This is a genomic window from Baekduia sp. (genome assembly GCF_035318805.1).
Taxonomy (GTDB): domain Bacteria; phylum Actinomycetota; class Thermoleophilia; order Solirubrobacterales; family Solirubrobacteraceae; genus Baekduia.
Map to the genome: position 1 here is coordinate 40,926 of NZ_DATHDY010000035.1, position 10,663 is coordinate 51,588.

At 73.3% G+C, this 10,663-nt stretch carries 11 protein-coding genes; 5 read left to right on the forward strand and 6 right to left on the reverse strand.

Annotated features, from left to right (window positions below):
- Nucleotides 1-43: 43 nt before the first annotated feature.
- Nucleotides 44-1,576: an NAD(P)/FAD-dependent oxidoreductase gene (locus VK501_RS08865; RefSeq protein WP_324336751.1), complete on the forward strand. Its 1,533-nt coding sequence runs from the start codon at nucleotides 44-46 to the stop codon at nucleotides 1,574-1,576.
- Between the two features lie 22 nt (nucleotides 1,577-1,598).
- Here the strand turns inward: VK501_RS08865 and VK501_RS08870 are convergent, their stop codons facing one another.
- Nucleotides 1,599-2,132: a VIT family protein gene (locus VK501_RS08870; protein ID WP_414641166.1), complete on the reverse strand. Its 534-nt coding sequence runs from the start codon at nucleotides 2,130-2,132 to the stop codon at nucleotides 1,599-1,601.
- Between the two features lie 46 nt (nucleotides 2,133-2,178).
- Between VK501_RS08870 and VK501_RS08875 the strand changes: the two genes are divergently transcribed.
- Nucleotides 2,179-2,637 carry a Fur family transcriptional regulator gene (locus tag VK501_RS08875; protein ID WP_324336755.1) on the forward strand — a complete coding sequence of 153 codons (459 nt, stop codon included), beginning with the start codon at nucleotides 2,179-2,181 and terminating at the stop codon, nucleotides 2,635-2,637.
- Between the two features lie 49 nt (nucleotides 2,638-2,686).
- Here the strand turns inward: VK501_RS08875 and VK501_RS08880 are convergent, their stop codons facing one another.
- The 5 genes from VK501_RS08880 to VK501_RS08900 are packed head-to-tail and all read right to left on the reverse strand — an operon-like array spanning nucleotide 2,687 to nucleotide 7,790.
- A complete protein-coding gene (locus VK501_RS08880) occupies nucleotides 2,687-4,225 on the reverse strand; it encodes a HAMP domain-containing sensor histidine kinase (RefSeq protein WP_324336757.1) in 1,539 nt (512 codons plus the stop codon).
- Nucleotides 4,226-4,232: 7 nt separating this feature from the next.
- Entirely contained in the window at nucleotides 4,233-4,934 is a 702-nt protein-coding gene (locus VK501_RS08885) for a response regulator transcription factor (RefSeq protein ID WP_324336759.1), read from the reverse strand.
- A gap of 37 nt (nucleotides 4,935-4,971) precedes the next feature.
- Nucleotides 4,972-5,469, reverse strand: a complete 498-nt coding sequence (locus VK501_RS08890; RefSeq protein ID WP_324336761.1) for an SRPBCC family protein — start codon at nucleotides 5,467-5,469, stop codon at nucleotides 4,972-4,974.
- A gap of 11 nt (nucleotides 5,470-5,480) precedes the next feature.
- Complete coding sequence (locus VK501_RS08895) at nucleotides 5,481-6,473, reverse strand: lysophospholipid acyltransferase family protein (protein WP_324336762.1); 993 nt, start codon at nucleotides 6,471-6,473, stop codon at nucleotides 5,481-5,483.
- Between the two features lie 30 nt (nucleotides 6,474-6,503).
- Nucleotides 6,504-7,790, reverse strand: coding sequence for an alpha/beta fold hydrolase (locus tag VK501_RS08900; protein ID WP_324336763.1), 1,287 nt, complete (start codon nucleotides 7,788-7,790; stop codon nucleotides 6,504-6,506).
- 115 nt (nucleotides 7,791-7,905) lie between these two features.
- Between VK501_RS08900 and cysS the strand changes: the two genes are divergently transcribed.
- From cysS to VK501_RS08915, 3 genes are all read left to right on the forward strand, one after another.
- Complete coding sequence (gene cysS, locus VK501_RS08905; RefSeq protein ID WP_324336764.1) at nucleotides 7,906-9,270, forward strand: cysteine--tRNA ligase; 1,365 nt, start codon at nucleotides 7,906-7,908, stop codon at nucleotides 9,268-9,270.
- Nucleotides 9,267-10,247, forward strand: a complete 981-nt coding sequence (rlmB, locus tag VK501_RS08910) for a 23S rRNA (guanosine(2251)-2'-O)-methyltransferase RlmB (protein ID WP_324336766.1) — start codon at nucleotides 9,267-9,269, stop codon at nucleotides 10,245-10,247. The genes cysS and rlmB overlap by 4 nt, the downstream gene beginning before the upstream one ends.
- Before the next feature lie 192 nt (nucleotides 10,248-10,439).
- A partial coding sequence (locus tag VK501_RS08915; RefSeq protein WP_324336768.1) for a sigma factor occupies nucleotides 10,440-10,663 on the forward strand: 224 nt, incomplete at its 3' end.

The following is a 10,663-nucleotide window of genomic DNA, read 5'->3' on the forward strand; positions in this document are numbered from 1 at the left end:
AGCGGAAGGGCGGAATCGCGCGCGCAGCGGGCAAGGTTGGGGCATGACGCTCGTCGACTCACCGCCGAACCTTCCGACGTCCGAGGACGACGACGGCTCGGGCGACGCTCGCCCGTACGTCGTCATCGGCGGCGGCCCGGCCGGGCTGTCTGCCGGCTACCTGCTGGCGAAGGCCGGCCGCAAGGTCATCGTGCTCGAGGCCGAGGACCAGGTCGGGGGCATCGCCAAGACCGTCGTCGATCCCGACGGCTACCGCTTCGACCTCGGCGGCCACCGGTTCTTCACGAAGAACAAGGAGGTCGACGCCCTGTGGCACGAGATCATGGGCGACGAGTTCCTCAAGCGCCCGCGCATGTCGCGCATCTTCTGGCGCGGCAAGTACCTCGACTACCCGCTCAAGGGCACCGACGTCATCAAGAAGCTCGGCCCGATCGAGCTGACCCGCTGCGGCATCTCCTACCTCTGGGCGCTCGTCAAGCCGAAGGGCCCGGAGGACAACTTCGAGCAGTGGGTGTCCAACCGCTTCGGCAAGCGCCTGTACTCGCACTTCTTCAAGGGCTACACCGAGAAGGTCTGGGGCGTCTCGACCACTGAGCTGCGCTCGGAGTGGGCCGCTCAGCGGATCAAGGGCCTGTCGTTCTTCAGCGCCGCCAAGGCCGCGTTCTTCGGCAACAAGGACAACGAGATCAAGTCGCTCATCGACGCCTTCAACTACCCCCGCTACGGCCCCGGGCAGATGTGGGAGATGATGACCGAGCGCATCGAGGAGATGGGCGGCGAAGTGCGCCTCGAGTGCCCGGCGACCAGGATCGAGGTCGAGGACGGCCGCGTCGTGCGCATCGACACGCCGCAGGGCGCGATCGAGCCGCGCGGCACGATCTCGTCGCTGCCGCTGCGCCACATGGTCGGCCTGACCAGCCCGGGCGCGCCGGCCGAGGTCCAGAAGGCGGCGCAGGGCCTGCGCTACCGCGACTTCATGACCGTCGCGCTGATCCTGGACGGGGAGGACCTCTTCCCCGACAACTGGATCTACATCCACGAGGACGGCGTCCGCGTCGGCCGCATCCAGAACTACCGCTCCTGGTCGCCCTGGATGGTCCCCGACCCCGACACGGCGTGCGTCGGCCTGGAGTACTTCGCCTTCAAGGGTGACGACCTCTGGACCATGGACGACGACAAGCTCGTCGAGCTGGCCACGCGCGAGCTCGACCAGCTGGGGCTCGCCACGCCGGACAAGGTGCGCCGCGGCTACGTCGTGCGCGTGCCGCTCGCCTACCCGATGTACGACGAGACCTACGCGGAGCGCGTCTCCACCATTCGCGGGTGGCTCGATCCGCTGCAGGACTTCGTCCAGGTCGGCCGCAACGGCCTGCACCGCTACAACAACTCCGACCACTCGATGCTGTCGGCGATGCGCGCGGTGGACAACATCCTCAAGGGCACCGAGCACGACATCTGGGCGGTCAACGTCGAGTCGGTCTACCACGAGGAGGAGACCGACGCCGACAACGAGAACCCGTACCACACGGTTCCCACGACGGTCTACGAGCGCGAGCCGCTGATCTCCAACGGCTAGGAGAGGCTCCGTCAGCGAGGCGTCAGGCGTGCCCGACGAGCACGCCGACGACCGCCACCAGGATGCCGCCGAGCGTGACCTGGACGAGCGAGACCGGCAGCGGCACCGCCATGAAGCGACGGCGGACGAGCGCGATGACGACGAGCTCGACGGCGACCACGACGTAGGCGACCGCGAGCGCGGTCGAGACGTCGGAGATGAGGAACGGCAGGGTGTGGAACGTGCCGCCGAGGAACGTCGCGCCGCCGGTGATGACGCCACGCGAGAGCGAGCTGCCGCGGCCCGTGACCGAGCCGTCGTCCGAGAGCCCCTCCGACAGCGCCATCGAGATCGCGGCGCCCAGCGCGCTGGCCAGGCCGACGAGCAGCGCGGCGCGCGAGCCGGCGAGGTAGGCGGCGGCGAAGATCGGCGCCAGCGTGGAGATCGTGCCGTCGATGAGGCCGATCAGGCCGGGCTGGACGCGCTGGAGTACGAGGCGCCGGCGCTCGGGGTCGAACGTCGCGGCGTTGGACTCGGCGGGCGGGAGATGCAGTGCCTGCTCGCTCACGACGTCCATAATACAAGAGGCTAAAGATAAGGATGCCCTAACATGTGAAAGGAGCGTGTTCGAGCATCCGACACCAGAGGCCGCGCAGGCCGCCGAGGACCGCCTGGTCGTCGCGCTGCGCGAGCGCGGCCAGCGGGTGACCTCGCAGCGGCTGATCATCCACCGCCTGCTGCGCGAGCTCGACCGGCACGTCACCGCCGAAGAGGTTCTGCGGCGCGCGTCCGAGCAGCTGCCCGGCATGTCGCTGCCGACGGTGTACGCGACGCTCGACCTGCTCACCGAGCTCGGCGAGGCCCGGCGCGTGAGCGTCGGCGGCCCGGTGCTCTACGACCCGCGCACCGAGGACCACGCGCACGTGCGCTGCCGCACCTGCGGGCGCGTCGAGGACCTCGCCATCCCGATGCACTCGGCGCCCGCGCTGCGCGCCGCCCGCGCCGCCGGCTTCGAGGCCGGCACGGCCGAGCTGGTCGTCGAGGGCCGCTGCGCGGCCTGCTCGGCCGGCGCCGACGCCTGAGGGGCCTCCCGGGCGCGTCGAGGGACGACTGAACCGCGACTATCGCGGTTCAGTCGTCCCTCGACGCCGCTGGGCGGGTGGAGGATGACGCGCCCCGCATCGAGGGCGCGGCCGCCGGGGCGTCGCCCGCCGCGCCCGCCTCGCCGTCTGCTTCGTCGTCGCCGTGGCCCGAGCCGCGGGGCAGCTCGATCGGCAGCGTGAGGGTGAAGCGGGCGCCGGCGCCGCCGGTCCGGCTCGTCAGCTCCAGCTCGCCGTCGAGCCGGCGCGCGAGCTCGCGGCCGATCGCCAGGCCGAGCCCGAAGCCGCCCTCGCCGCCGGTGCGCGTACCGCGCTGGAAGCGCTCGAAGATCACCTCGCGCTCCTCCACCGGAACGCCCGGCCCGTGGTCGCCCACCTCGAGCGTGGCGCGCTCGCCGTGGTAGGCGGCGGCGATGTGGATCGCCTCGCCCGCGGGCGAGAAGCGCAGGGCGTTGTCGATGAGGATCCGCGCCACCCGCGCGACCGCGCCCGGGTCGCCCGCGGCCCAGACCGGGCCGGTGGGCGGCACGATCTCCAGCGCCACCGAGCGGTCGCGCGAGCGGAGCTCGAACTCGGCGGCGACGGCGCGGGTGAGCTCGCCGAGCTCGACGGGCTCGCGCCGCAGCTCGACGCCGGCGTCCAGGCGGCTGAGGTCCAGCAGCTCGGACGCGAGGTTCGAGAGCCGGCGCAGCTGCCCCTGGGCGCCGCGCAGCACCGCGCTCGCGTCCTCGACGTCGAGGTGGCCCGCGTCGAGGTCCTCGGTCAGCAGCTCGAGGTTGCCCTGCAGCGACGTGAGCGGGGTACGCAGCTCGTGGCTGGCGGTCGCCACGAACGCCCGCCGCGCCTCCTCCTGCCGGCGCAGCGCCCGCTGCATCGACGCGAGCGCGCGCGCGAGGTCGCCGACCTCGTCCTGGCCGTCGTCGACCGGCGGCGCCGGCGCGTTCACGCCGTCGGCCGCCAGGGCGAGCGCGCTGCGGCGCAGGCGCCCGAGGCGGCGCGACAGCCCGGTCGAGAGGATGATCCCGAGCAGCAGCGCGACGCCCAGCCCGAAGACGGCGGCGGTGAGGAACGCGCTGCGCACGACGTCGACCGCCTGGGCCGACTCCGTGTCGGGCCGGCGCACCGCGAGGATGAAGTGGGGGTTGGTCACCGGCAGGGGGACGGCCAGCCGGGTCCCCTCGGCCTCGGTGTTGCTCTGCACGGTGCGTCCCGTCCCCGACGCCTGGAAGACGTCGTCGAGCTCGGTCTTGCCCGAGCCCGTGTCGAAGGGCGGAACGGTGCGGACCGGGTCGATCGCCGACGGATAGAGGATGACCCGCGCGCCGGTGCGGGCAGAGAGCTTGCGCATCGCCTCGGCTGCGTCGTTGGCCCGGAAGTCGTAGACCCACTTGTGCTTGCTCAGCTCGGCCTCGATGTTGCCGCGCGTGGCCAGCACCGTCGACCGCACCGAGTCGCGCGACTCCGTGCGCAGCCGCGTCTGCAGCGGCGACAGCAGCGCCAGCGCCGCGACGCCCAGCGTCACCACGCTCGTGACCAGCAGGGCCAGCAGCAGGCGGGTCCGCAGGCTCATCGCCGGCTCACCGGTCCCGGAAGCGGTAGCCGGCGCCGCGGACGGTGAGGATCAGCTTCGGATCGTCGGGGCGCTCCTCGAGCTTCTCGCGGAGGTGGCGGATGTGGACGTCGATCGCGCGCGGGTCGCGGTAGGCGCTGTCGCCCCAGATCGCGCGCAGCAGCTCCTGGCGGTTCTGCAGCCGCCCCGGCCGGGCCATCAGGCAGTGCAGGAGCTCGAACTCGGCGAACGTCAGGCGCACCGGCTTGTCGTCGACGGCGACCTCGCGCTGGCGCTGGTCGAGCACGACGTTGCCGATCTCCATCAGGCCGTCGTCGAGCAGGTTGCCGTGCGCCCGGCGCAGCACGGCGCGGATGCGGCTGCGCAGCTCGGCGAGGCCGAACGGCTTGGTGACGTAGTCGTCGGCGCCGGCCTCCAGGCCCTGCACCGCGTCGGCCTCGGAGTCCAGCGCGGTGAGCATGATCACCGGCGTGACGTTGCGGCGGGCGCGCAGGGCGCGGGCGACGTCGTACCCCGTCGGCCCCGGGCCGAGCGCGACGTCGAGCAGGATGACGTCGAACTGGCCGCGGCCGGCCTCCTCGAGCGCGTCGTGGCCGTCGGCCACGGACGTGATGCGATGCCCCTCGCGCTCGAAGGAGCGCGTGAGCATGTCGCGAAGCGCGTCGTCGTCGTCGACGACCAGGATGTCGAGCGCGGAGCCGGGCGGCATCGTCAGGCCCTGAGGGTATCGGCGGGCGGCGTGGCGGCTACGCCACCCGGGCGGCGCGGCGGGCGGCCGCGGCGGAGCGCAGCTGCTCGTGCTCGACCTGGCGCTTGAGCTGCTGCAGCGAGCGGCGCAGGTGGCCGCGGACGATCGGGGCGGCGACGTGCTCGGCCAGCCATCCGAACGGCCCCGCGCCGGCCACGCCGTAGGAGAGGCGCAGCTCGACGCGCGTGATGGAGGCTCCCCGGCCGTCTCCCCTTTTGCGCAGCCGCCAGCGGCCGCGCTGGTCGATGCCGACGACCGACACCCACGCCATGTCGCGATCGGTCTCGTGCTCGACGATCTCCACGAGCCCGCCGACCTCGGCCGAGCCGACGTGCATGAGCATGCGGTAGCGCGCGCCGAGCCCGCTGGCCCGGTCGCCGACGACCTCCCAGCGCGTGATCCCCGACATGAAGTGCAGGTACCGCGACGGGTCGTCGACGAGCGCCCAGACCGCCGAGGCGGGGGCGTTGACGTCGATGTCGGCGGCGACGCGCATGCCGTCGAGCCCTACCCGATCACCGGGAAGCGACGCTCGGCGGAGAGCGCGTCGAGCGTCTCCTGCATCAGGCGCGTCACGTGGGCGTGGACCTCGTCGACGTCGGGCTCGGCGCCGAACTCCGCGCGCACGTCGATCGGCGGAAGCACCTCCACGGTGATCTTGGCGGGCAGCGGGACGTGCCCCAGCATGTCGCCGACGTTCAGGCCCCACGGCGCGGCGAGCGAGATGGGCAGGACCTTCAACCGAAAGAGCTTGTCGAGCATCAGCAGGCGGCTGAGCCATTCGCCCTGCGAGAGGAAGAGCGCGGTCTCCTGGCCGCCGATGGCCACGACCGGCACGATCGGCACGTCCTCGTCGAGGGCCAGGCGCACATAGCCCTTGCGGTTGCCGAAGTCCACGCGCCCGCTCTGCCACGACGGCCGGTGGACCTCGCGGTCGCCGCCCGGGTAGACGAGCACCGCGGCGCCCGAGCGCAGCGCCTTGCGGGCGTTGGCGGGCGAGGCCGCGACCGTCCCGTACTTGCGCAGGAAGCCGAGGCCCGGCAGGGAGAGCACGAGGTTGTGGGCGAGCTGGTGGAACGGGCGCTCGACGCCGAAGTACGCGTGGAAGGCCAGCGAGAAGACGGTCGTGTCCGGCGTGAGGTTGCCGCCGGAGTGGTTGCCGACCAGCAGCACCGGGCCCTCGTCGGGCACGTTGCCCAGGCCCCGGACCTCGCCGCGGAAGTAGAGGCTGCTCAGCAGCCACATGCGCGGCAGCGTCTCGCGGATGTAGTCGGGGTCGCGCTCGTCGAGGTCGGCCGGCGGCGCGCGCCGTGTCAGCGGGCCCGCGGCCGCGCGCAGGGCGCGCTCGATCAGCGAGTGGCCGCCGGAGGGCGCCGCCTCCGCGCCGGCGTCGCGTGGATCCTCGGTCGCCGGCGGCGGGGCGCCCTCGGCGCGACGGGTGCCGTTGCGGCGCTGCCCGTCGGGCGAGGCGCCTGCCGTGCTCTGCGAAGGGCCGGCCATGGCGACGATCGTAGAGCAGTGGGTGCGCCGCTACGCGGCGCGCTCGGTGCGCACGGACGCGCCCACGGCCGCGGGCGCGGGCAGGCGCCGCGGGCCCGTGACCTCGGCCCGGTCGAAGATCCGCCGCAGCATCCCGGCCGTCTGCTCGGCGCGCTCGACCTGCGGCACGTGCCCGCAGCCCTGCAGCACGATCTGCTCGGCGCCGGGCAGCGCGGCGCCGACGTGGCGGCGAAAGCCGGGCGGGATCAGCGGGTCGTGCGAGCCCCAGACGAACAGCGTCGGCGGCTCGAGCTCGGCCAGGCGCGGGTAGAAGCCGCCGTGGCCGAACGGCCGGTCCAGGTAGATGTTGCGCGCCGAGGCGTAGAACGCGACCCGGCCGCCGGCGGAGCCGTAGATGCGCTGGAACTCGTCGACGACGACGTCGGCGACGCTGGGATCCAGCGCGTCGGGGTCGCAGAACATGGACCACAGCCGGCGCTCGACCGTGCCGCGGCGCAGCTTGTGGGGCAGCAGCCCGAACTCGGGGCGCAGGAGGCGCACGAGCGGGTGGAAGTCGCGCTTGACGAAGGCCACCGCCGGGCAGAGCGCCACGATCGACCGCACGCGCTCGGGCGCGCGGAGCCCGAGCTCGAGCACGACGCGGCCGCCCATGGAGTTGCCGGCCAGGTGCGCGGACGGGATCTCGAGCGCGTCCATCACGCCGAGGACCGTGTCGGCGAACCACGTCGCCGAGTACGGGGCCCGCGCCGGCTTGGACGAGCCGCCGAAGCCGGGCAGGTCCAGGGCGTGGACGCGGTAGCCGCTGTCGGCGAGGTACGCCGCGCAGTCGAAGAACGAGGACTTCGCCGCGCCCAGCCCGTGGACGAGCAGGACGTCGGGGCCCGCGCCGGTCGTGAGCACCGACACGCGCCGCGCGGGCGGGGACGGGATCTCGACGTCGTGGACGCGCATGAGCGGGTCGCGGCCGTCGGGCAGGCGGAACAGCCCCTCGAACCGGACGGCGTTGTCGAGCTCGCCGCGGACGTACAGCGTGCGGGCGCGGAAGGCCTCGAGCCCGCTCAGCTCCCCGGCGCGCAGGCGCAGCCACGTCTCGGCGTCGGTGCCGATCACGACGTCGGCCGGCCGGCCGCTGATGCCCTTGCGCACGCGGGCCGCGTGCTCGGTGCACCGGACCTCGAACGTGTGGCCGACGTCGCCCAGCCGCACGTGGTAGGTCACGTCGAAGCCGGCGGGCGCGCCGAGGTAGCGGTCCGGCAGCGTGCGGAACGCCGCTTCGACGCGGGCCAGGAGACGTTGTTGCAGGCGGGATGCAGACACTGAGGGAGCGCAGACTAAGGCGTGGCCCGGCTCGAACCGGGATCGGTCATCCGTCCAGGGGGGCGGCACGCCTCCGGGATCGGACGACGACCCCTGCCCGGATAGGCTGGGACCCGTGCCCGACATCCGTCTCCACGACACACGCACGGGCGAGAATCGCCCGCTCGTTCCGCGTAATCCCGGCAAGGTGGGCATCTACGCGTGCGGTCCGACCGTCTACAACCGCGTCCACGTGGGCAACGCGCGGCCCTACGTCATCTTCTCCTGGCTGAAGCGCTTCCTGGCCCACGAGGGCTATGACGTGACCTTCGTGGCCAACGTCACGGACGTCAACGACAAGATCTACGACGCGGCACGGGCGCAGGGCGTCGGCTCCGCGGAGCTGGCCCGCGAGATGACCGCGCACTACGTCGCCGACACGGGGGCGCTCGGCCTGGGCCGTCCCGACCACGAGCCGCTGGCCTCGCAGACGATCGACGGCATCGTCGACCTGATCCAGGCGCTGATCGACCGCGACGCGGCCTACGCCGTCGAGGGGGACGTGTACTTCCGCGTCCGCGCCGACGACCAGTACGGCGTGCTGTCGCACCGCGACGTGGACCTCGAGCAGATGGACCAGGGCGAGGACGACGCGGATCCCGCCGGCAGGTCGCTGAAGGAGGATCCGCTGGACTTCGCGCTGTGGAAGGCGCACAAGGAGGGCGAGGACACCGCCTGGGACGCCCCGTGGGGGCGGGGACGCCCCGGGTGGCACATCGAGTGCTCGGCGATGGCCGAGGACCTGCTCGGAGTGGGCTTCGAGGTCCACGGCGGCGGCTCGGACCTCGTCTTCCCCCACCACGAGAACGAGGCCGCCCAGACGCGCATGGCGCACGGCGCCGAGCTCGCCCAGATCTGGATGCACAACGGCATGCTCGAGATGCGCGGCGAGAAGATGGCCAAGTCGGTCGGCAACATCTCGCTGCTGCCCGACGTGATCGAGGAATGGGGACGCGAGACGCTGCTGCTCTTCTTCGCCGGTGGCCACTACCGCCAGCCGATCGTCTTCGCGCCCGACACGCTGGCCGCCGCCGCCGGGCGCCTGAGCCGCATCCGCGAGGCCGCGCGGCGCCTGGTCGACGGACCGTCGCCGCCGGACATGGCCGTCCACCGCGACGCCTTCTTCGCCGCGCTGGCCGACGACTTCAACACCGCCCGCGCCCTGGCCGCGGTCGCCGAGTGGGTCAGCGAGGCCAACCGCCGCGAGGGCGTCGGCCGCGATGACCTCGTCGAGATGCTGGACGTCTTCGGCCTGGCCGACGTCGCCGCGCCCGCGGCGGTCGAGGTTCCCGACCCCGAGGCGCAGGAGCTGCTCGCTCGGCGCGAGGCGGCTCGTGCCGCCCGCGACTGGGCGGAGGCCGACCGGCTGCGCGACGCGCTGCGCGAGCGCGGCTGGGTCGTCCGCGACGGCAGCGACGGCGTCGAGCTGGTGCCCGCATGAGCCCGCGTGGCGGCTCGGGCGGCTCGGGCGGGTCGGGCCCCGACGACGAGGGACGGCCCGGCCCGCGCGGCAAGCGCGGCGGCAAGTCCCCGGGCCGCAAGCCCGAGGGCGCCAAGCCGGCGGGCCGGCAGACCGGCAAGCGCCGCACGGCGCGCGACGGGGCCGGCGCGGCCGCCGACCGGGATGCCGCCGGCCCGCCGCGGGCCGGTCGCCCCAAGCCGGCGCGCTCCCGCGGCGTGGTCCGCGGGCGCGACGCCACGCCGCCGCGCGAGGTCACCCGCCCCGACGCCGCGCACTTCCTCTACGGCCGCAACCCGATCCGCGAGGCGCTGCGGTCCGGCCGGCGGCCCGTCAACCGCGTGTGGGCGACCACGAGCGCGGCGCGCGAGCCGTGGCTGGAGGGCGTGCTGGTCGAGGCGGCCGACGGCGACTGGCTCACCGCGCGGGCCGGGACCGACGCCCACCAGGGCCTGTGCGCCGACGTGGGGGAGTATCCCTACGTCGACGAGGCCTCGCTGCTGACCGGCCCCAACCCGCTGATCGTGGTCCTCGACGAGGTCCAGGACCCCCAGAACCTCGGGGCCATCGCGCGCACCGCGGAGGCCGTGGGCGCCACGGGCCTCGTGCTGCCGCGCCATCGCAGCGCCGAGGTGACCCCGGCGGCCGCCAAGGCCTCGGCCGGGGCCGTGGAGCACCTCCCGATCGCCCAGGTCCGCAACGTGGCGGACTTCCTCGCCGACGCCAAGGGCGCGGGCTGCTGGATCTACGGCGCCGCGGCCAAGGGCGCGCCGTACCGCCAGCCCGACTACGAGGGCGGGGTCGTCCTCGTGATGGGCGCGGAGGGCAAGGGCCTGCGCCCGCGCGTGCGGGCGATGTGCGACGAGATCGTCGCGCTGCCGCTGCGCGGACGGATCGAGTCGCTGAACGTCTCGGCGGCCGCCGCGGCCCTGCTCTACGGCGTCCTGGACGCCCGCTAGCGGTCGAGCTGACCGCCACCCCCGCAAGAATCCCTGCAATCTCTTGACGGCGCTCCATAACTGTGGGAGTGTGCCGCCCACATAACGGTCGACCTGAGGTTGAGGACCTCGGTCGAGATATTTCAGATGGCGCCAGGGGAGGAGTGCGCCACTGAGCTGATTCTCCCTGCATTCGTGCAGAAAGGAACGCTCGTGGCTCGTCTCTCCTTCAACCCTCAAGGCCAGGTTCAGGTCGATGATGGGTATCTCATTGCACTCGCGAAGTCGGGCGACGCGATCGCCTACGACCGCATCGTGCGTCGCTACTACGGCTTCGTCCGCCTGAAGGCGTCGTCGTACTTCCTGGCCGGCGGGGACGCCGACGACCTCATCCAGGAGGGCCTCGTCGGCCTCTACAAGGCCGTCCGCGACTACCG

What these genes read in the sequence shown, in the direction of transcription:
- VK501_RS08865 (WP_324336751.1), top strand. Translation starts at nt 44, where the DNA reads ATGACGCTCGTCGACTCACCGCCGAACCTTCCGACGTCCGAGGACGAC.
- VK501_RS08870 (WP_414641166.1), bottom strand. Translation starts at nt 2,132, where the DNA reads ATGGACGTCGTGAGCGAGCAGGCACTGCATCTCCCGCCCGCCGAGTCC.
- VK501_RS08880 (WP_324336757.1), bottom strand. Translation starts at nt 4,225, where the DNA reads ATGAGCCTGCGGACCCGCCTGCTGCTGGCCCTGCTGGTCACGAGCGTG.
- VK501_RS08885 (WP_324336759.1), bottom strand. Translation starts at nt 4,934, where the DNA reads ATGCCGCCCGGCTCCGCGCTCGACATCCTGGTCGTCGACGACGACGAC.
- VK501_RS08890 (WP_324336761.1), bottom strand. Translation starts at nt 5,469, where the DNA reads ATGCGCGTCGCCGCCGACATCGACGTCAACGCCCCCGCCTCGGCGGTC.
- VK501_RS08895 (WP_324336762.1), bottom strand. Translation starts at nt 6,473, where the DNA reads ATGGCCGGCCCTTCGCAGAGCACGGCAGGCGCCTCGCCCGACGGGCAG.
- rlmB (WP_324336766.1), top strand. Translation starts at nt 9,267, where the DNA reads ATGAGCCCGCGTGGCGGCTCGGGCGGCTCGGGCGGGTCGGGCCCCGAC.